Annotated in this window: 19 protein-coding genes; 13 read left to right on the top strand and 6 right to left on the bottom strand. The window is 39.9% G+C overall.

The annotated features are described in order from the left end of the window. The 7 genes from RYK12_RS06050 to ezrA all read left to right on the top strand — a co-directional run. Window positions 1–911: peptidase U32 family protein (locus tag RYK12_RS06050; protein WP_314847731.1), on the top strand; the 911-nt coding region annotated here is incomplete at its 5' end. 199 nt (window positions 912–1,110) lie between these two features. Continuing rightward, window positions 1,111–3,561 carry a bifunctional DnaQ family exonuclease/ATP-dependent helicase gene (locus tag RYK12_RS06045; protein WP_314847730.1) on the top strand — a complete coding sequence of 817 codons (2,451 nt, stop codon included), beginning with the start codon at window positions 1,111–1,113 and terminating at the stop codon, window positions 3,559–3,561. A 36-nt stretch (window positions 3,562–3,597) separates the two neighbouring features. Further along, complete coding sequence (locus RYK12_RS06040) at window positions 3,598–4,821, top strand: FtsW/RodA/SpoVE family cell cycle protein (RefSeq protein WP_000830662.1); 1,224 nt, start codon at window positions 3,598–3,600, stop codon at window positions 4,819–4,821. Between the two features lie 10 nt (window positions 4,822–4,831). Then, window positions 4,832–5,386, top strand: a complete 555-nt coding sequence (locus tag RYK12_RS06035; protein WP_314847728.1) for a DJ-1 family glyoxalase III — start codon at window positions 4,832–4,834, stop codon at window positions 5,384–5,386. A gap of 85 nt (window positions 5,387–5,471) precedes the next feature. Beyond that, entirely contained in the window at window positions 5,472–6,035 is a 564-nt protein-coding gene (locus RYK12_RS06030) for an HAD family hydrolase (RefSeq protein ID WP_314847726.1), read from the top strand. A 14-nt stretch (window positions 6,036–6,049) separates the two neighbouring features. Then, window positions 6,050–7,996, top strand: a complete 1,947-nt coding sequence (gyrB, locus tag RYK12_RS06025; protein WP_060628525.1) for a DNA topoisomerase (ATP-hydrolyzing) subunit B — start codon at window positions 6,050–6,052, stop codon at window positions 7,994–7,996. Window positions 7,997–8,077: 81 nt separating this feature from the next. Continuing rightward, window positions 8,078–9,805, top strand: coding sequence for a septation ring formation regulator EzrA (gene ezrA, locus RYK12_RS06020; protein WP_314847721.1), 1,728 nt, complete (start codon window positions 8,078–8,080; stop codon window positions 9,803–9,805). Between the two features lie 47 nt (window positions 9,806–9,852). On the opposite strand, the gene RYK12_RS06015 is transcribed toward ezrA, so the two are convergent. The 5 genes from RYK12_RS06015 to RYK12_RS05995 all read right to left on the bottom strand — a co-directional run bounded on the left by RYK12_RS06015 (window position 9,853) and on the right by RYK12_RS05995 (window position 14,280). Further along, window positions 9,853–10,485, bottom strand: coding sequence for a GNAT family N-acetyltransferase (locus tag RYK12_RS06015; protein ID WP_314847718.1), 633 nt, complete (start codon window positions 10,483–10,485; stop codon window positions 9,853–9,855). 135 nt (window positions 10,486–10,620) lie between these two features. Further along, entirely contained in the window at window positions 10,621–10,920 is a 300-nt protein-coding gene (locus RYK12_RS06010) for a DUF1827 family protein (RefSeq protein WP_000767189.1), read from the bottom strand. Window positions 10,921–10,978: 58 nt separating this feature from the next. Then, window positions 10,979–11,431: an NUDIX hydrolase gene (locus RYK12_RS06005; RefSeq protein WP_314847716.1), complete on the bottom strand. Its 453-nt coding sequence runs from the start codon at window positions 11,429–11,431 to the stop codon at window positions 10,979–10,981. Window positions 11,432–11,560: 129 nt separating this feature from the next. Further along, complete coding sequence (locus RYK12_RS06000; RefSeq protein ID WP_314847714.1) at window positions 11,561–13,819, bottom strand: ATP-dependent Clp protease ATP-binding subunit; 2,259 nt, start codon at window positions 13,817–13,819, stop codon at window positions 11,561–11,563. A 230-nt stretch (window positions 13,820–14,049) separates the two neighbouring features. Beyond that, window positions 14,050–14,280, bottom strand: coding sequence for a DUF1797 family protein (locus RYK12_RS05995; RefSeq protein ID WP_000443570.1), 231 nt, complete (start codon window positions 14,278–14,280; stop codon window positions 14,050–14,052). Between the two features lie 190 nt (window positions 14,281–14,470). Between RYK12_RS05995 and RYK12_RS05990 the strand changes: the two genes are divergently transcribed. The 5 genes from RYK12_RS05990 to RYK12_RS05970 all read left to right on the top strand — a co-directional run bounded on the left by RYK12_RS05990 (window position 14,471) and on the right by RYK12_RS05970 (window position 18,610). Further along, window positions 14,471–15,154, top strand: a complete 684-nt coding sequence (locus RYK12_RS05990; RefSeq protein WP_033686685.1) for an amino acid ABC transporter permease — start codon at window positions 14,471–14,473, stop codon at window positions 15,152–15,154. Beyond that, window positions 15,154–15,888, top strand: coding sequence for an amino acid ABC transporter ATP-binding protein (locus RYK12_RS05985; protein WP_084929995.1), 735 nt, complete (start codon window positions 15,154–15,156; stop codon window positions 15,886–15,888). The genes RYK12_RS05990 and RYK12_RS05985 overlap by 1 nt, the downstream gene beginning before the upstream one ends. Window positions 15,889–16,065: 177 nt before the next feature. Next, window positions 16,066–16,923 carry a bifunctional methylenetetrahydrofolate dehydrogenase/methenyltetrahydrofolate cyclohydrolase gene (locus RYK12_RS05980; RefSeq protein ID WP_314847712.1) on the top strand — a complete coding sequence of 286 codons (858 nt, stop codon included), beginning with the start codon at window positions 16,066–16,068 and terminating at the stop codon, window positions 16,921–16,923. 4 nt (window positions 16,924–16,927) lie between these two features. Next, complete coding sequence (locus RYK12_RS05975) at window positions 16,928–17,701, top strand: HAD family hydrolase (protein WP_261117508.1); 774 nt, start codon at window positions 16,928–16,930, stop codon at window positions 17,699–17,701. 57 nt (window positions 17,702–17,758) lie between these two features. Beyond that, on the top strand, window positions 17,759–18,610 hold the full coding sequence (locus RYK12_RS05970) for an NAD(P)H-hydrate dehydratase (RefSeq protein ID WP_314847709.1): 852 nt from the start codon (window positions 17,759–17,761) through the stop codon (window positions 18,608–18,610). Window positions 18,611–18,634: 24 nt separating this feature from the next. On the opposite strand, the gene RYK12_RS05965 is transcribed toward RYK12_RS05970, so the two are convergent. Continuing rightward, on the bottom strand, window positions 18,635–18,820 hold the full coding sequence (locus tag RYK12_RS05965) for a hypothetical protein (protein ID WP_001068557.1): 186 nt from the start codon (window positions 18,818–18,820) through the stop codon (window positions 18,635–18,637). Window positions 18,821–19,051: 231 nt separating this feature from the next. On the opposite strand from RYK12_RS05965, the gene rpiA reads away from it, so the two are divergent. Then, window positions 19,052–19,735, top strand: coding sequence for a ribose-5-phosphate isomerase RpiA (rpiA, locus tag RYK12_RS05960; RefSeq protein WP_261056721.1), 684 nt, complete (start codon window positions 19,052–19,054; stop codon window positions 19,733–19,735). Window positions 19,736–19,750: the final 15 nt, after the last annotated feature.

Below are 19,750 nucleotides of genomic sequence, written 5' to 3'. Positions count from 1 at the left end.
CAGCAACTGCTGAAAGTATTGAACAAGTTAAACAACTGCTCGAAGTTGGCGTAGACCGGATCTATGTCGGTGAGAAAGATTTTGGCCTTCGTCTGCCAACGACCTTTAGTTATGACGAATTGCGTGAAATCGCTAATTTGGTTCATGATACTGGTAAGGAATTGATCGTTGCAGTCAATGCCCTCATGCACCAAGATATGATGGATCGTATCAAGCCCTTCCTCGATTTCTTGGAAGAAATCAAGACAGACTACATTACGATTGGGGATGCAGGTGTCTTTTACGTAGTCAATCGCGATGGTTATTCATTTAAGACCATCTACGATGCTTCAACCATGGTAACAAGCAGTCGTCAGATTAACTTCTGGGGACAAAAGGCTGGCGCATCTGAGGCTGTTTTGGCGCGTGAAATTCCATCAGCTGAACTTTTCAAAATGCCAGAGATTTTGGAAATTCCTGCTGAAGTGTTGGTGTATGGTGCTAGTGTTATTCATCATTCTAAACGTCCGCTTTTGCAAAATTACTATAACTTTACGCACATCGATGATGAAAAGACGCGCAAGCGTGACCTCTTCTTGGCTGAGCCAAGTGACCCAGAGAGTCACTATTCCATTTTTGAAGATAATCATGGTACCCACATTTTTGCCAACAATGACCTTGATTTGATGACCAAATTGACAGAATTGGTGGAGCATGGTTTCACTCACTGGAAACTAGAAGGGCTCTACACTCCAGGTCAGAACTTTATTGAGATTGCAAAACTCTTTATCCAAGCGCGTAGCTTGATCCAAGAGGGCAACTTTAGCCATGACCAAGCTTTCTTGCTGGATGAGGAAGTACGCAAGTTACACCCTAAAAACCGTTTCCTTGATACAGGATTCTATGATTACGATCCTGATATGGTTAAATAAAGTAAATGATTCGTTGAGAGAGGGAAGATGCAAACAGTTCTTCTCTCAATTTTTTCTTATTCTCCAATATTTTCAAAGAATTAATAGGCTAGGATGCTCTGTTTGCTGGGATTTTTAATACAAGTAACCTTCTTGAGTTTGAAAATTATCCCATGTTTGCAGGTGCCAAATGGCCCTTTTTTTGGTATAATTTTTTATAATGAAAACGATTGGTAATCGCTATGTTGTGGTGGATTTAGAGGCAACTAGCACAGGTAGTAAGGCTAAAATTATCCAAGTGGGAATTGTTGTGATTGAGGATGGAAACATCGTCGATCACTATACGACGGATGTCAATCCACATGAACCCTTAGATGCTCATATCAAAGAACTGACAGGATTGACAGACCAACGTCTGGCGCAAGCACCTGATTTTTCGCAAGTTGCTAGAAAAATCTTTGACTTGGTGGAGGATGGGATTTTTGTAGCCCATAATGTTCAGTTTGATGCCAATCTTTTGGCGGAAAATTTATTTTTTGAAGGCTATGAACTAAGAAATCCTCGTGTTGACACGGTCGAATTGGCCCAGGTTTTTTTCCCTGAACTGGAAAAATATAGCTTGCCGATATTGTGTCGAGAATTAGGAATTCCTCTAAAACACGCCCACACAGCCCTTTCAGATGCCCAAGCTACTGCGGAATTACTTCTTTTTTTACGAGAAAAGATGGCCCAACTTCCTAAAGGACTCTTGGAACGCTTGCTGGAAATGGCTGACGCTCTCTTATATGAGTCCTACCTGGTTATTGAAGAAATTTATCGTAGCCAATCTATCCTGAGTTTTCCAGACTTGGTCGAAGTTCAAGGACTGTATTTCAAGAAAACCGGAGCTCCCCTGGAGCCACGAAAACTATCCCAAGATTTTACTAAAAATATTTCTCTGTTGAACCTTGAAGTGAGGGAGGAACAAGAAAGTTTTGCTAGAGAGGTTGGCTTGCTATTGAAAGATGAGCCTGTCTCATTAATTCAAGCGCCGACAGGGATTGGGAAAACCTATGGCTATCTCTTACCTGCTTTGTCTCAAGTGGAAAATCGTCAGATTGTCCTTAGTGTTCCGACAAAGATTCTTCAAAATCAAATTATGGAAGAAGAAGGTAAACGTCTCAAGGAAGTATTCCATACAGATATTCATTCTTTAAAGGGACCACACAATTATCTGAAGCTGGATTCCTTTTATCGTTCCTTGCAGGAAAATGATGAAAATCGCTTATTTAGACGCTTTAAAATGCAAGTCTTGGTTTGGTTGACAGAGACAGTGACAGGAGATTTGGATGAAATTGGACAACTCTACCGTTACCAACATTTTCTGACAGACCTTCGTCATGACGGAAATTTATCATCTCAAAGCTTATTTGTGACGGAAGATTTTTGGAAACGTAGTCAAGAAAAGGCGCAAACCTGCAAGCTTTTAGTGACCAATCATGCCTATCTTGTAACTAGACTGGAAGATAATCCTGAATTTGTCAGTGACCGTTTATTGATTATTGATGAAGTTCAAAAGATTTTGTTAGCTCTAGAAAATCTGCTTCAAGAGACCTACGATATCCAGTCTATTATCGATTTGCTTGATAAGGCTTTACTGGAGGAGCAAAATAAGGTTCAGCAACGAATACTAGAAAGTATTCGCTTTGAGTGCTTCTACTTGATAGAACAATTTCAGTCTGGAAAATCTAGGAAAAATATCTTAGATTCTCTTGCCAATCTCCACCAGTATTTTTCAGAATTAGAAGTAGAAGGCTTTGAGGAGCTGGTTCGCTATTTTACAGCTGACCGAGATTACTGGCTTGAAGCAATTGAAACGAGTCAAAAGAAAATTCAGATTTCTTCTACAAAATCAGGCCGTATTCTCCTATCTTCTTTAGTACCTAATTCATGTCAAGTCTTGGGAGTGTCGGCTACTCTTGAGATTAGTCAGAGGGTTTCTTTGGCAAATCTTTTAGGATATCCTGAAGCCAAATTTGTCAAGATTGAGGCTCGGGGAAAACAGGATCAAGAAGTGATCTTGGTCAAAGATTTCCCCTTGGTAACAGAAACCTCCTTAGAAGTCTACGCCAAAGAGGTAGCTGATTTGCTGATGGATGTTCAAGCTTTCCAACAACCGATTTTAGTTCTCTTTACTGCTAAAGACATGCTTCTAGCAGTATCGGATTTACTTCCAGTTAGCCATCTGGCCCAGTATAAAAATGGGGATGTTCATCAACTGAAGAAACGCTTTGAAAAAGGTGAACAACAAATCCTGCTTGGTGCAGCAAGTTTCTGGGAGGGAGTTGATTTTTCAAGTCATCCTTTTGTGATTCAAGTTGTACCAAGACTTCCTTTTCAAAATCCTCAAGAGCCCTTGACGAAAAAGATTAATCAGGAACTGAATCAAGAAGGGGAAAATGCCTTTTATGATTATCAATTGCCAATGGCCATTATTCGTTTAAAGCAGGCTTTAGGAAGAAGTATGAGACGCGAACACCAACGTTCCTTAACTCTTATTTTGGATAGGAGAATTGTCGGAAAGCGATATGGCAAACAAATTGTAACTTCTCTAGCAAAAGAAGCGACTGTTAAAACCGTCTCTCAATCCGAAGTTGATGAGGCTATTGATAAATTTTTAAATGAACTTTGATAAATAGTATTGTATGAAAGTATAAGGTTAGTATATATGAAACGTTCTCTCGACTCTAGAGTCGATTATAGTTTGCTCTTGCCAGTGTTTTTTCTACTGGTTATTGGCGTGGTGGCTATTTATATAGCCGTTAGTCATGATTATCCAAATAATATTTTGCCCATTTTAGGGCAGCAGGTCGCTTGGATTGCCTTGGGGCTTGTGATTGGTTTTGTGGTCATGCTCTTTAATACTGAATTTCTTTGGAAGGTGACACCCTTTCTATATATTTTAGGCTTGGGACTTATGGTTTTACCTATCGTCTTTTATAATCCAAGCTTAGTTGCATCCACGGGTGCTAAAAACTGGATTTCAGTAAATGGCATCACCTTGTTCCAACCGTCAGAATTTATGAAGATATCCTATATCCTTATGTTGGCTCGTGTGATTGTCCAATTTACAAAAAAACATAAGGAATGGAGACGCACAGTTCCACTGGACTTTTTGTTAATTTTTTGGATGATTCTCTTTACCATTCCAGTACTAGTTCTTTTGGCACTTCAAAGTGACTTAGGGACGGCTTTGGTTTTTGTAGCCATTTTCTCAGGAATCGTCTTGCTATCAGGAGTTTCTTGGAAAATAATTATCCCAGTATTTGTGACTGCTGTAACAGGAATTGCTGGTTTCTTAGCTATTTTTATCAGCAAGGATGGTCGTGCTTTTCTCCATCAACTGGGGATGCCGACCTACCAAATCAATCGTATCTTGGCTTGGCTTAATCCATTTGACTTTGCCCAAACAACTACTTACCAACAGGCTCAAGGACAAATTGCCATTGGGAGCGGTGGCTTATTTGGTCAGGGGTTTAATGCTTCGAATCTGCTTATTCCAGTTCGTGAGTCTGATATGATTTTTACGGTCATTGCAGAAGATTTTGGCTTTATTGGCTCTGTCCTTGTTATCGCCCTTTATCTCATGCTGATTTACCGTATGTTGAAGATTACTCTTAGATCAAATAACCAGTTCTACACCTATATTTCCACAGGTTTGATTATGATGTTGCTCTTCCATATCTTTGAGAATATCGGTGCCGTGACAGGTTTGCTTCCTTTGACTGGGATTCCCTTGCCTTTTATTTCGCAAGGAGGATCGGCTATTATCAGTAACTTGATTGGTATTGGCTTGCTTTTATCTATGAGTTACCAGACTAATCTAGCTGAAGAAAAGAGCGGAAAAGTTCCATTCAAACGGAAAAAGGTTGTATTAAAACAAATCAAATAAGGAGAAAATCATGGTTAAAGTAGCAGTCATGTTAGCTCAGGGCTTTGAAGAAATTGAAGCTTTGACAGTTGTAGATGTCTTGCGTCGGGCAAATATCATTTGTGATATGGTAGGATTTGAAGAGCAAGTGACGGGTTCGCATGCAATCCAAGTAAGAGCAGATCGTGTCTTTGATGGAGATTTATCAGATTATGATATGATTGTTCTTCCTGGAGGGATGCCTGGTTCTGCACATTTACGGGACAATCAGGCCTTGATTCAAGAGTTGCAAAGCTTCGAGCAAGAGGGGAAGAAACTGGCAGCTATTTGTGCTGCGCCAATTGCCCTCAATCAAGCAGGGCTATTGAAAAACAAGCAGTACACTTGTTATGACGGCGTTCAAGAGCAAATCCTTGATGGTCACTACGTCAAGGAAACAGTAGTGGTAGATGGTCATTTGACAACCAGTCGAGGCCCCTCAACAGCCCTTGCCTTTGCATACGAGCTGGTGGAGCAATTAGGAGGAGACGCAGAGAGTTTACGAACAGGAATGCTCTATCGAGATGTCTTTGGTAACAATCAGTAAAACGGGAGTAAAACTCTCGTTTTTTTACTTGGAAAAATCTGGGAAATCATCGCTTTTTTAACGAAAAAATGGTATAATGAAAGCTATGAAATATCACGATTACATCTGGGATTTAGGTGGAACTTTACTGGATAATTACGAAACTTCAACAGCTGCATTTGTTGAAACATTGGTATTGTATGGCATCACACAAGACCATGACAGTGTTTATCAGGCTTTAAAGGTTTCTACTGATTTTGCGATTGAGACATTCGCTCCCAACTTAGAGCATTTTTTAGAAAAATACAAGGAAAATGAAGCCAGAGAGCTTGAACACCCGATTTTATTTGAAGGAGTTTCTGACTTATTGGAAGACATTTCAAATCAAGGTGGGCGTCATTTCTTGGTTTCTCACCGAAATGATCAGGTCTTGGAAATTTTAGAAAAAACCTCTATAGCAACCTATTTTACAGAAGTAGTGACTTCTAACTCAGGTTTTAAGAGAAAGCCAAATCCTGAGTCCATGATTTATTTAAGAGAAAAATATCAGATCAACTCTGGTCTTGTCATTGGTGACCGACCGATTGATATTGAAGCAGGGCAAGCTGCTGGACTGGATACCCACTTGTTTACCAGTATCGTGAATTTAAGACAAGTATTAGACATGTAAGAAAAAGGAATAAGATGACAGAAGAAATCAAAAATCTGCAGGCACAGGATTATGATGCCAGTCAAATTCAAGTTTTAGAAGGCTTAGAGGCTGTTCGTATGCGTCCAGGAATGTATATCGGGTCAACCTCAAAAGAAGGTCTTCACCATCTAGTCTGGGAAATTGTTGATAACTCAATTGACGAGGCTTTGGCAGGATTTGCCAGCCATATTCAAGTCTTTATTGAACCAGATAATTCGATTACTGTTGTCGATGATGGGCGTGGTATCCCAGTCGATATTCAGGAAAAAACAGGCCGACCTGCCGTGGAAACTGTCTTTACTGTTCTGCACGCTGGAGGAAAGTTTGGCGGTGGCGGATATAAGGTCTCAGGTGGTCTTCACGGAGTGGGGTCGTCAGTAGTTAACGCCCTTTCCACTCAATTAGACGTTCATGTCCACAAAAACGGTAAAATTCATTATCAAGAATACCGTCGTGGTCATGTTGTCGCAGACCTTGAGGTGGTTGGGGACACAGATAGAACTGGAACAACAGTTCATTTTACACCGGACCCAGAAATCTTCACGGAAACAACAACCTTCGATTTTGATAAATTAAATAAACGGATTCAAGAGTTGGCCTTCCTAAATCGCGGTCTTCAAATCTCCATCACAGATAAGCGCGAAGGTTTGGAACAAACCAAGCATTACCATTATGAAGGTGGGATTGCTAGTTACGTTGAATATATCAATGAGAATAAGGATGTTATCTTTGATACACCTATATATACAGACGGTGAGATGGATGATATCACCGTTGAAGTAGCCATGCAGTATACAACGGGTTACCATGAGAATGTCATGAGTTTCGCCAATAACATTCACACCCATGAAGGTGGAACGCATGAGCAAGGTTTCCGTACAGCACTGACTCGTGTTATTAACGATTATGCTCGTAAGAATAAGTTGCTGAAAGACAATGAAGACAATCTGACAGGGGAAGATGTCCGTGAAGGCTTAACTGCAGTTATCTCAGTTAAGCACCCAAATCCACAGTTTGAAGGACAAACTAAGACCAAACTGGGGAACAGCGAAGTGGTCAAGATTACCAATCGTCTTTTCAGTGATGCTTTCTCTGATTTCCTCATGGAAAATCCACAGATTGCTAAACGTATCGTGGAAAAAGGGATCTTGGCTGCTAAGGCTCGTGTGGCTGCCAAGCGTGCGCGTGAAGTCACTCGTAAAAAATCTGGTTTGGAAATTTCCAACCTTCCAGGTAAACTAGCAGATTGTTCTTCTAACAATCCTGCTGAAACAGAACTCTTCATTGTCGAAGGAGACTCAGCGGGTGGGTCAGCCAAATCTGGTCGTAACCGTGAGTTCCAAGCTATCTTGCCAATTCGTGGTAAAATCTTGAACGTTGAAAAAGCTAGCATGGATAAAATTCTAGCCAACGAAGAAATTCGTAGTCTTTTTACAGCTATGGGAACTGGATTTGGCGCAGAATTTGATGTTTCAAAAGCCCGTTACCAAAAACTCGTTTTGATGACCGATGCTGATGTCGATGGAGCCCACATTCGTACCCTTCTTTTAACCTTGATTTATCGTTATATGAAACCAATCCTAGAAGCTGGTTATGTTTATATTGCCCAACCACCAATCTATGGTGTCAAGGTTGGCAGCGAGATTAAAGAATATATCCAGCCAGGAGCAGATCAAGAAATTAAACTCCAAGAAGCCTTGGCCCGCCATAGTGAAGGACGTGCCAAACCAACCATTCAGCGTTATAAAGGTTTGGGTGAAATGGATGATCACCAGTTGTGGGAAACAACCATGGATCCCGAACATCGCTTAATGGCAAGAGTTTCTGTAGATGATGCTGCAGAAGCAGATAAAATCTTTGATATGTTGATGGGGGATCGAGTAGAACCTCGTCGTGAATTTATCGAAGAAAATGCCGTCTATAGTACACTTGATGTCTAAAAAATCGGGAGAAGTAGTTCCCTTGGTCTAAAAAATATGATATAATCATTACGATTGTTTCAAGTAAAAAAGGAGTTTAATATGTCTGGTAGTCTAGTAGTATATCTTATAATTGCAATTGCAATTATATTGCTGATTTCATATGCTATCGCAATCTACGTACGAAAACGCAATGAAAGTAAATTAGCAATTTTAGAAGAGAAAAAAGAAGAGCTGTACAATCTTCCAGTTAATGATGAAGTTGAAGCTGTAAAAAATATGCACTTGATTGGACAAAGTCAAGTGACTTTCCGTGAATGGAACCAAAAATGGGTTGACCTATCTCTTAACTCTTTTGCCGATATCGAAAATAATCTTTTCGAGGCAGAAGGTTATAACAATTCATTCCGTTTTTTTAAGGCTAGTCATCAAATTGACCAAATCGAGAGCCAAATTACCTTGATTGAAGAAGATATTGCGGCAATTCGCAATGCCTTGGCAGATTTGGAGAAACAAGAATCTAAAAATAGTGGACGTGTTCTTCATACCTTGGACTTGTTTGAAGAGTTACAACACCGAGTTGCTGATCATTCTGAAGAATATGGCCAAGGTTTGTCTGAAATCGAAAAACAATTGGAAAATATCCAATCAGAGTTTTCTCAGTTTGTTACTTTGAATACCTCAGGTGACCCAGTAGAAGCTGCTGTGATTTTGGATAATGCTGAGAATCATATCTTGGCTTTGAGTCACATAGTAGATCGCCTGCCAGCAATTGTAAAAACATTATCTAAAGAGTTACCTGATCAATTGGAAGATTTGGAGGATGGTTACCGTAAGCTTTTAGACGCTAACTATCATTTTGCTGAGACGGACATTGAGTCTCGCTTCCAATTGCTTTATGAAGCTTTGAAGAAAAACCACGAAAATGTTGCTCAATTAGAGTTGGATAATGCTGAGTACGAAAATACTCAAGTTCAAGAAGAAATCAATGCACTCTATGATATCTTTACACGAGAAATTGCTGCTCAAAAAGTAGTAGAAGGCTTAGTTGCAACCCTTCCTACATATTTGAAACACATGAAAGATAGTAATGCTGTTTTAGTAGAAGATATTCAACGATTAAGTAATAACTACCTGCTTTCTGAAACGGATGTTAGTCATGTACACAGATTACAAGCTGAGTTAGAATCTCTGGAAGAATCTGTATTGGAATTAACTTCTGAACAAGAGGAGCATTCTGAACCTTATTCATTGCTTGAAGATCGTTTGGAAAATTTACAAGCAACTTTGAAGGAAATTGAAGATGAACAAGTTTCGGTTAGTCAACGTCTTGCTCAGATTGAAAAAGATGATATCAATGCTCGCCAGAAGGCAAATGTTTATGTTAATCGTCTTCACACAATTAAGAGATATATGGAAAAACGCAATCTTCCAGGTATTCCTCAGAATTTCTTACAGTTGTTCTTTACAGCAAGTAACCATACTGAAGAGTTGATGGCTGAACTAGAAGAAGCTCGGGTCAATATCGAAGCTGTGAACCGGATGCTTGAAATTACAACAAATGATATGGAAGCACTTGAAGAAGAAACATATAATATTGTTCAATATGCAACATTGACAGAACAATTGCTACAGTATTCGAACCGTTACCGCTCATTTGATGAACGAATTCAAGAAGCCTTTAATGAATCATTAGAAATTTTTGAAAAAGAATTTGATTATCATGCTTCATTTGATAAGATTTCGCAAGCTTTGGAAGTTGCAGAACCAGGTGTAACCAACCGTTTTGTCACTTCATACGAAAAAACACGTGAGACGATTCGTTTCTAACATAATAAAAAAGATTTGGTTCTGTTATAAGCAGCACCAAATCTTTTTTATTTATTTATTGTTTTTAAAAATGCCCAGTTACCAATTGATCTTGAACCGTATTCTATCTCCATAAAGTTTAGTAGGACATAATCGTTTTTTTCGTAGAATGAGGCATTTCTAGCTGTGCTGGTAATGAAACCCAAGTGTTTACAGCCTTTTGATTTGACATAAGGTTCAATCCCTTGTGTCAGAAAAGTACTGCCTATTCCCTGTCCCTTACTTTCTATATTAACAGCTAAAGCCATCAAATACCAATCAAACTCTCCTGATTGTTCTAAATGCTTTTTGGAACGTTTTACAAAGTCAAAGTATTTAAGGAGATTTTGTGGTCGAATGTAGCGAAAAATGTTTGTCGCACCATTTCGTAGATAGGATAGTATACAGAAATCTTTTTGTTGCAAAAGGGCGACTGCTAGTAATTCTCCATCTTGTTCCGCAACTAAACAGTTTCCTTTTTTAATATAGACTCTAGTAAGCAGAATTTGCAATGTTTCTACAAAAGCAGGATAGGAGTCAGGTTTCTTCAAATCGTCTTTTAAAATCGTTAAAAAAGGATAGTCAAGAAAGGAATTAGCTAATAGTTTTCCAATTTTTTCGCTTTCTTCAAGTCTTGCCTCTCTATATATGATATCTCCCATGTTTGTCTCCTTAATTATCTATAAAATCTTGTATGATAAGATTTCAAGATAAAAAATTGGAGATGATCCAAAAAGCAAGTTAGAACCTCGTTTTGTACTATAAGGTCCAAAAAGCTTTTTAAACTCTCCAATTTTTTATTTGGTTGGAATCGAAATTCCAATTAATTTTTCTGAATAGAGGGTTTTGATATTGGCCTCATCAATAGAGTCCTTATCAATTTTACGTTTCAAGAAAAATTCTTGAATAGCTTCGATTTCAGGTTCACGAATAGCGCGGTGTTTGTTTGAGATGAGGATTTCATAGTGAAGCGGAGCTTGAGTAAAAATAACATCTGTATTCCCTGCAGAATAAACCTCAACAAGGGTTGCATCTGTACTTTCTAGCTGGCTTTTTACAAGTTGCGAGTGTGAGTTTGTCGTATTGATAAGCTTCATAACATTTCCTCCGATTTTCTAATTCTATTATAGCACTTTTTAAATAAAGTAGCTTGATTTAGTCAATCTTATGCTGTTTTTTCCAAGATTCAATAGCCCATTTATGGCTACCACGTTTGAGGTTTTCAATAGCCTCGTCAATAGGGAACCAGGCAATATGATTAAAGTCTTCTAGTGGCTTTTGCACTTCTTTGAAAGAAATCGCTTCATAGAGATAGGCAGGATTGTAGTAGTAGGTGTCACGATGACGAGAGTAGAAATATTCGTCAGCTTGTCCGTAATAGGTACCAATTTCAGCTGTAAAGCCAAGTTCTTCAATCAATTCACGCTTTAGTGCTTCTTGATGATTTTCACCTGCTTCAATTTCACCACCTGGTAGGAACCAAGCACCATTAGGTGCTTGAACAAGAACAATTTGTTTTCCCTCAGCATCAGGGATAACAGCATATACGCCATAACGGTGCTGGTAGGTTACATTCTCTTTTTTTTCTCCAAAGGTTGGATTTGCCATTGCATTTTCCTCATTATCTATTATCTTTATTATTATCTTAATGGACAAAGGCCGAGCTGTCAAGAACTTATAGTTATTTTTGTAAAAAGGAGCAGAAAATTTTCATTTTCTACTCCTTTTCTATAGGATTTATACTTCTTTTTCAGAAGTTTTTACTTCAGATTTTTTGGCAGACTTAATTTGAATCTTGCCCTTGCTGGTCATAACTGCCTTGAGGTCTTTTTCGCTTGGATTTTCAAGGTAGTAGTCAGTGATTGCGTCCTCAATATAGTCTTGAATAGTACGACGAAGTGGGCGTGCCCCCATTTTTGGATCATAACCGAGGTCAACTAATTTTTCCTTGACCTTGTCAGTTACATCTAAATGAATGTTGTTACTTGAAAGACGTTTGTTAACATCTGCTAGCATAAGCTCGACAATCTGAAGGAGGTTATCCTTGCTGAGAGCCTTAAATTCGATAATACCATCAAAACGGTTCATAAACTCTGGGCTAAAGAAGTTACCGAGTTCACCGAGAACAGAATTGGTACGTCCTTCTCTAGCAGCACCAAATCCAACGCTGGCTTCGGCCTTACCTGTACCTGCATTTGAGGTCATGATAATGATGGCATCCTTGAAGCTAACGGTACGTCCTTGCCCATCTGTCAAACGACCATCGTCCAAGACCTGGAGGAACATATGCATAACATCTGGATGGGCTTTCTCTACTTCATCCAAGAGAATAAGAGAATATGGATTACGGCGGACTTTTTCAGTTAATTGCCCAGCCTCATCGTAGCCAACATAACCTGGAGGGGCGCCGACCAACTTAGCTACACTGTGTTTTTCCATATATTCACTCATATCGAAGCGAATCATACTGTCAGCAGAACCAAAGAGTTCGATAGCTAGTTGTTTGGAAAGTTCTGTCTTACCGACGCCAGTTGGTCCGACGAAGAGGAAGCTTCCAATTGGACGGTTAGGCGTACCGAGACCGACACGGTTTCGGCGAATAGCTTTGGCTATCTTATCAACTGCATCGTCCTGTCCAATAACATGAGACTTGAGATCTTCGGCTAGATGGATGAGTTGAGATTGTTCTTTCTCTTTCAAATCGCCAACAGGGATATTGGTTTTCTGCTCGATAATGTGCTCAATGGTTTTCTCGCTGATGATAGGAGTATCCTGGTCTGTGACCTTTTTCTTTTGCATTTCCTTATACTTGGCAATCTGGTCGCGGAAGTAGGCGGCCTTCTCAAAATCTTCCTCTCGTGTAGCTTGAGATTTGAGATTTTCAGCCTCAATCAAGCGCTGATCAATGACTTTAGGGTCTACAAAATTCAAGGTCAAGTTCATCTTAGAACCAGCTTCATCTAGGAGGTCTATGGCCTTGTCAGGTAAGAAGCGATCTTGGATGTAGCGATTGGAAAGAGTTGCAGCTGCTTCAATTGCAGCATCGGTATACTGAACGTGGTGGTAGTCTTCGTATTTCTTTTGAATTCCTTTGAGGATAGTGATTGTTTCTTCCACTGTTGGTTCGTCGACCTTAACAGGTTGCATACGGCGTTCTAGGGCAGCATCTTTTTCAATGATGCGGTATTCATTGAGGGTAGTTGCACCGACCAGTTGCAGTTCACCACGAGCAAGGGCTGGCTTGAGGATATTTCCTGCATCCATATTGCCATCGCCCGCAGCCCCCGCACCAACAATTTCATGGATTTCATCGATAAAGAGGATGATGTCCTCACGTTTGCGAATTTCTTCCATGAGTTTTTGCATGCGTTCTTCAAATTGTCCACGGATACCCGTTCCTTGAACTAGGCTAACCACATCCAGACGGATGACTTGTTTACCTTGTAGTTTATGTGGAACATCGCCATCAACGATTTTCTGAGCTAGACCTTCGACAACGGCAGTTTTTCCGACACCTGGTTCACCGATAAGAACAGGATTATTCTTGGTTCTGCGATTGAGAATTTCGATGACACGGATAATCTCATCGTCGCGTCCAATAACGGGATCTATATCTCCACGACGGGCAATTTCAGTTACGTTGATACCAAATTCTTCCAGTAGGCCTTTTTCTTGGCTTGGTGGAGGAGTTTGAGCAGGTCCACGATTTTGGGAACCATAACCGCCATTTCCACCGTAACCTCCACCTGATTGGGTTGAGGGAGTCGGAGGAGTATTGTTAGAAGGCCTGAAATTGTTTAGGTCATTGAAGAAATCACCAAAGGGATCAAAGTCACGATTGTTCAGATCCGTAATACCTTTAAAGAGGCTATTGTTAGGATCTGTCTTGATAATCTTATAGCAGTTTTGACAGAGGTCAATTTGTTTTTGCTTTCCATTGAGATTGGTATAAAGATGAATCGTTGAGTCATTGATTTTACAGTTTTGACAAAGCATACATCTACCTCATTTCTTTATTTAGCCTGACCTGTTTAATGGTCAAAAATAGTCAAATTTCTATACTCTCATTATAACAGGATTGGGGTGTAAAGCAAGTAAAAAGATTGCAGCTTTGAGAAGTTGTTACAATGAAAATTTTTGTGATTTTAGGGAATAAAAAAATCCTATTTGTGAGACAAAAAGGATTTTGGTTAGACATGCAGGGTGTAATCCCAGCTTGTTTTGTATTAGTAAAGGAGTTCGTAAATCTCCATTGCAATCAAGTCAATGCTGTCAAACGTATAAGTTTCGCGAGCTTCGACATCACGAAGGGTAAAGATTGAGCCGTTTTCTTCGTCGTGGCTGTATGCAACTTCTGCAACAACAACTCCTTCGCGTTCAAAATTACGTTTTAAATTTCCGCCGTCTTTAGCCATTGCTTCAAGGCGGTTGATGATTCTAACCAAATGTGATTCCATTTTGATTCTCCTTCATTTCTTATCGTTACTATTTTACCATAAAGGAGGCAAACTTGCCTAGAAAAAACTAAGATTTCTCGCTAATTCTACCAGCTTAAAGTTTTTTTGAATAAATTAGACAAAAGATTTGAATTTTAATTCAATTCATGTTATAATCATACAGTATTCTATTTTAGAAAGCAGTGTGACTATGAATTTTTCTTTTTTACCTAAGTATTTACCTTATTTTAACTATGGGGCTGTTGTGACGGTTCTCATTTCTATCTGTGTTGTCTTTTTGGGAACCATTTTGGGTGTTGTCTTGGCTTTTGGGCAACGTTCAAAGTTTAAACCGTTTGTTTGGCTCGCCAACTTGTACGTTTGGATTTTCCGTGGGACACCGATGATGGTTCAGATTATGATTGCCTTTGCCCTTATGCATATCAATGCTCCGACTATTCAGGTTGGGATTTTGGGTGTTGATCTTTCTCGCTTGATTCCAGGGATTTTGATTATCTCTATGAACAGTGGTGCTTATGTTTCTGAGACTGTTCGTGCCGGAATCAATGCTGTTCCAAAAGGTCAGCTAGAGGCGGCTTATTCGCTAGGGATTCGTCCTAAAAATGCGATGCGTTATGTGATTTTGCCACAAGCAATCAAAAATATTTTGCCAGCATTGGGGAACGAATTTATCACTATTATCAAGGATAGTTCCCTTTTATCAGCTATTGGTGTTATGGAGTTGTGGAATGGAGCTACAACAGTTTCTACAACAACCTATCTACCTTTAACACCACTTTTATTTGCAGCCTTTTATTACTTGATTATGACTTCTATTTTGACAGTGGCTTTGAAAGCTTTTGAAAAACGTATGGGACAAGGAGATAAGAAATAATGACAGAAACCTTGATAAAAATTGAAAATTTACATAAATCATTTGGAAAGAATGAAGTATTGAAGGGCATCAACCTCGAGATTAAACGTGGAGAAGTTGTCGTTATCATCGGTCCTTCGGGAAGCGGGAAATCTACCTTGCTTCGTTCTATGAATTTGTTGGAAGAAGCAACCAATGGGAAGGTTATCTTTGAGGGAGTCGATATTACGGACAAGAAGAATGACCTGTTTGCTATGCGTGAGAAGATGGGCATGGTTTTTCAACAATTTAATCTTTTTCCTAATATGACTGTGATGGAAAATATCACCTTGTCTCCTATCAAGACCAAAGGTGAAAGTAAGGAAGTTGCAGAGAAGAGAGCTCAGGAACTTTTGGAAAAAGTTGGTTTACCAGATAAGGCAACTGCTTATCCACAGAGTTTGTCAGGTGGTCAGCAACAGCGGATTGCTATTGCGCGTGGTTTAGCTATGGAACCTGATGTTTTGCTCTTTGACGAGCCAACTTCAGCCCTGGACCCTGAAATGGTAGGTGAGGTGTTGGCTGTTATGCAAGACTTAGCCAAGTCAGGAATGACCATGGTTATCGTAACACATGAAATGGGATTTGCTCGTGAGGTGGCAGACCGTGTCATCTTTATGGCAGATGGTGTGGTTGTTGAAGATGGAACACCTGAACAGATTTTTGAACAAACCCAAGAACAACGGACTAAAGACTTCTTGAGTAAGGTTTTATAAGTTAGTTTTGTGGAGCTATTTGTAGCTAACTTTACATATAAAGTATAGATTAATGAAAAGCTCGACTAGAGCTTTTTCTTATAGTTTGAAACTATAGGATAGCCTAGGAAAGAAGTGTTAGAGGGGATTAGCAGTTTTTGGTATAATGGAAGATATTTGAAAGAAAAGAGAAGTGATATGACACAGATTATTGATGGGAAGGCTCTAGCAGCTAAGTTACAAGGACAGCTGGCTGAAAAGACTAAAAGATTAAAGGAAGAAACGGGGCTAGTACCTGGTTTGGTAGTGATTTTGGTTGGGGACAACCCTGCCAGCCAAGTCTACGTTCGTAACAAGGAGAGGTCAGCCCTTGCGGCTGGATTCCGTAGTGAAGTTGTGCGAGTTCCAGATACCATTACTCAAGAGGAATTGTTAGACTTGATTGCCAAATACAATCAAGATTCAGCTTGGCATGGGATATTGGTCCAGTTACCATTACCAAAACATATTGATGAAGAAGCAGTTTTGTTGGCCATTGACCCAGAAAAGGATGTGGATGGTTTCCATCCCTTAAACATGGGACGCCTCTGGTCTGGTCATCCAGTCATGATTCCTTCTACGCCTGCAGGAATTATAGAAATGTTTCATGAATATGGGATTGAATTAGAAGGTAAAAATGCGGTTGTTATCGGTCGTTCCAATATCGTTGGAAAACCCATGGCTCAGCTTCTTGTGGCCAAGAATGCAACAGTGACCTTGACTCACTCACGGACTCATAATCTTGCCAAGGTGGCTGCTAAAGCAGATATTCTGGTGGTTGCAATCGGTCGTGCCAAGTTTGTGACTGCTGACTTTGTCAAACCAGGTGCGGTTGTCATTGACGTTGGGATGAACCGCGATGAAAATGGCAAGCTCTGTGGAGATGTGGATTATGAGGCAGTTGCACCACTTGCTAGCCATATCACGCCAGTCCCTGGAGGTGTCGGTCCTATGACCATTACCATGCTGATGGAGCAAACTTATCAAGCAGCACTCCGGACATTGGACAAGGACTAGGAAAATGAAATTCGTATTTGATTTGGATGGGACGCTGTCTTTTGACTATATGACCATAGATGAAGAGATTAGGCAGGTTCTTTTAAAGGCTGAAGATTATGGCCATGAGGTTGTATTTGCCTCAGCTCGCTCTTATCGGGATTGTTTGGGCTTATTAGGTTTCGAGCTTAGTCAGCGCTTGGTCATAGGTTTGAATGGTGGTGTAGCCTATTATCTGGGAAAAGCTATCTATGAAAGGAATCTCGATGTTAGGATTTATCAGACGCTAGTGGATTATTGCCAGACCTATAATCTCCCTTTCTTTGTAGATGATTGTTTTGACTATAGTGGTCAGATTCTAGAGAAGATTCCATTTATCTCCAGTGTGGATCCCCTAAAGGTAGCTCGTCATCAGAAGCTTGAGGACTTGGGCACTCCGATTAAGTTAGTTGTTTATATGGGAGATCATGAGACTTTGCTTGATGATTTGCTTACTCAGCTAGAAAGATTGGGGCAGGCTCATCTGTCCTATCATGCTCATGAAAAGTGCCTTTATATCAATCCTTTGGATATTCATAAGGCGACAACTGTTGAAAAATTATGTGGAGAGAATGTTATTGCTTTTGGAAATGACCAAAACGACATTGAACTGTTTAAAAGGTCTCTTTATTCAGTTCAGATAGGAGATTTTTCTGGTCTTACTCCATATGCAGATGAAACTTTAGAGATAAAGGAAGCTCCTTCTCCGACAGTAGCAGCCAAAATCTTACAGACTTTTACGGAATTTAAGGGAAAATAGTAGAAAAGGAGGTATGCGCCTCCTTTTTGTTGTATAATAAATGCGAGAGGAAAAAAGATGAAAGTGATTAATCAAACCTTACTAGAAAAAGTCATTATTGAACGTTCTCGTACCAGTCATAAAGGAGACTATGGCCGTCTGCTGTTGCTGGGTGGGACTTATCCTTATGGTGGTGCTATCATCATGGCTGCTTTGGCATCTGTTAAAAGTGGAGCTGGTTTGGTGACTGTTGGAACAGATAGGGAAAATATCCCAGCTTTGCACAGTCATTTACCTGAGGCTATGGCCTTTTCTCTTCAAGACCAGCAACTGTTAAAAGAGCAGTTGGAGAAGGCAGAAGTGGTCTTAGTGGGACCTGGTTTACGAGACGACGCTTTTGGAGAAAATCTAGTAAAACAGGTCTTTGCTAGCTTAAAAAAGAATCAGATTTTGATTGTAGACGGAGGGGCCTTAACCGTCCTTGCTAGGACAAGTTTGTCATTTCCATCTAACCAGCTTATCCTAACTCCCCACCAAAAAGAATGGGAAAAGCTGTCTGGTATTGCTATTGAAAAGCAAAAGGAAGCTGCAACGGCTAGTGCCCTGACTTCCTTTCCTCAAGGAACAATTTTGGTGGAGAAAGGTCCAGCTACTCGTATTTGGCAAGTTGGTCAATCTGATTATTACCAGTTACAAGTTGGCGGTCCCTATCAGGCGACTGGTGGAATGGGAGATACTCTGGCTGGAATGATTGCAGGATTTGCAGGCCAATTTCGACAGGCCAGTCTCTACGAACGTGTGGCAGTAGCGACTCATCTTCATTCAGCAATAGCCCAAGAACTATCTCAAGAACATTATGTGGTCTTGCCGACGGGAATCAGCTCTTATCTGCCCAAAAGAATGAAAAAAATATCTCAAAAAGGCACCTGATGGTTTCAGGCGCCTTTATATCTTTTAGAAAAATCCTTTAATCTTTCCAACGAGGCCATCTAGACCTTCAGAACCAGAAATCAACTGCTGAGCTTGAGAGAAGTATTCTCCAAGTTGGTCTTGATTTTCTGCAACAAATGTTTTTGCAGCTTCGAAATCTTTTGTTTCGATTAATTCTTTTACTTGGTTAAACAAATCTAATGGGTTCATCTTATTTCTCCTTTTCTGTACTTAACTATTTAATCATCTTTATGATAAAAAATCAACTGTTGCTGCTTTTGGCTAGGACATGTTTTTATCTACAAGTTCTCATAACTAAGATTCTAACTACCAAAACAAGGTGGACATAAAAATAAAAATGTTCGGGTTTTTCTAGTGTATCCATGAAATAAAAAAGGATACATGTTATAATAAAAGTAGCTCTTTAATGGAGGTGTTTGAGTGGAAAATCTGAAGAAAATGGCAGGTATCAAGGCTGCTGAGTTTGTCAAGGATGGGATGGTTGTCGGACTGGGAACGGGTTCTACTGCCTATTATTTTGTCGAAGAAATCGGTCGTCGTATCAAGGAAGAAGGGTTACAGATTACAGCTGTAACGACTTCTAGTGTGACTAGTAAACAGGCTGAAGGGCTTAATATCCCACTCAAGTCTATTGACCAAGTAGACTTCGTCGATGTGACAGTTGACGGGGCCGATGAAGTGGATAGTCAGTTTAATGGAATCAAAGGTGGTGGTGGTGCTCTTCTGATGGAGAAGGTTGTCGCAACGCCTTCAAAAGAATACTTTTGGGTGGTGGATGAAAGCAAGCTAGTAGACAAACTAGGTGCTTTTAAATTGCCAGTAGAAGTGGTTCAGTATGGCGCAGAACAGGTCTTTCGTCGTTTTGAGCGAGCTGGCTACAAACCAAGTTTCCGTGAAAAAGATGGCCAACGTTTTGTGACGGATATGCAGAATTTTATCATTGACCTTGCCTTAGATGTCATTGAAGATCCAATTGCCTTCGGGCAAGAATTGGACCATATCGTTGGTGTTGTAGAGCATGGCTTATTCAACCAAATGGTGGATAAGGTCATCGTAGCTGGACGAGATGGGATTCAGATTTTAACTTCAACAAAAGCAAGATAACTAAAATAATAAGGA

The organism is uncultured Streptococcus sp., assembly GCF_963518475.1.
In the GTDB taxonomy this organism is placed as follows: domain Bacteria; phylum Bacillota; class Bacilli; order Lactobacillales; family Streptococcaceae; genus Streptococcus.
This window is presented reverse-complemented; position numbering and strand designations above follow the sequence as displayed.

Excerpts from the sequence above, each read along its gene's own strand:
- RYK12_RS05975 (WP_261117508.1), top strand. The coding sequence starts at position 16,928 with ATGAAATTCGTATTTGATTTGGATGGGACGCTGTCTTTTGACTATATG.
- RYK12_RS06045 (WP_314847730.1), top strand. The coding sequence starts at position 1,111 with ATGAAAACGATTGGTAATCGCTATGTTGTGGTGGATTTAGAGGCAACT.
- RYK12_RS05965 (WP_001068557.1), bottom strand. The coding sequence starts at position 18,820 with ATGAACCCATTAGATTTGTTTAACCAAGTAAAAGAATTAATCGAAACA.
- RYK12_RS06030 (WP_314847726.1), top strand. The coding sequence starts at position 5,472 with ATGAAATATCACGATTACATCTGGGATTTAGGTGGAACTTTACTGGAT.
- RYK12_RS06015 (WP_314847718.1), bottom strand. The coding sequence starts at position 10,485 with ATGGGAGATATCATATATAGAGAGGCAAGACTTGAAGAAAGCGAAAAA.
- RYK12_RS06010 (WP_000767189.1), bottom strand. The coding sequence starts at position 10,920 with ATGAAGCTTATCAATACGACAAACTCACACTCGCAACTTGTAAAAAGC.
- RYK12_RS06005 (WP_314847716.1), bottom strand. The coding sequence starts at position 11,431 with ATGGCAAATCCAACCTTTGGAGAAAAAAAAGAGAATGTAACCTACCAG.
- RYK12_RS05985 (WP_084929995.1), top strand. The coding sequence starts at position 15,154 with ATGACAGAAACCTTGATAAAAATTGAAAATTTACATAAATCATTTGGA.
- RYK12_RS05980 (WP_314847712.1), top strand. The coding sequence starts at position 16,066 with ATGACACAGATTATTGATGGGAAGGCTCTAGCAGCTAAGTTACAAGGA.
- RYK12_RS06035 (WP_314847728.1), top strand. The coding sequence starts at position 4,832 with ATGGTTAAAGTAGCAGTCATGTTAGCTCAGGGCTTTGAAGAAATTGAA.
- RYK12_RS05995 (WP_000443570.1), bottom strand. The coding sequence starts at position 14,280 with ATGGAATCACATTTGGTTAGAATCATCAACCGCCTTGAAGCAATGGCT.
- ezrA (WP_314847721.1), top strand. The coding sequence starts at position 8,078 with ATGTCTGGTAGTCTAGTAGTATATCTTATAATTGCAATTGCAATTATA.
- RYK12_RS06040 (WP_000830662.1), top strand. The coding sequence starts at position 3,598 with ATGAAACGTTCTCTCGACTCTAGAGTCGATTATAGTTTGCTCTTGCCA.
- RYK12_RS05970 (WP_314847709.1), top strand. The coding sequence starts at position 17,759 with ATGAAAGTGATTAATCAAACCTTACTAGAAAAAGTCATTATTGAACGT.
- RYK12_RS05990 (WP_033686685.1), top strand. The coding sequence starts at position 14,471 with ATGAATTTTTCTTTTTTACCTAAGTATTTACCTTATTTTAACTATGGG.
- gyrB (WP_060628525.1), top strand. The coding sequence starts at position 6,050 with ATGACAGAAGAAATCAAAAATCTGCAGGCACAGGATTATGATGCCAGT.
- RYK12_RS06000 (WP_314847714.1), bottom strand. The coding sequence starts at position 13,819 with ATGCTTTGTCAAAACTGTAAAATCAATGACTCAACGATTCATCTTTAT.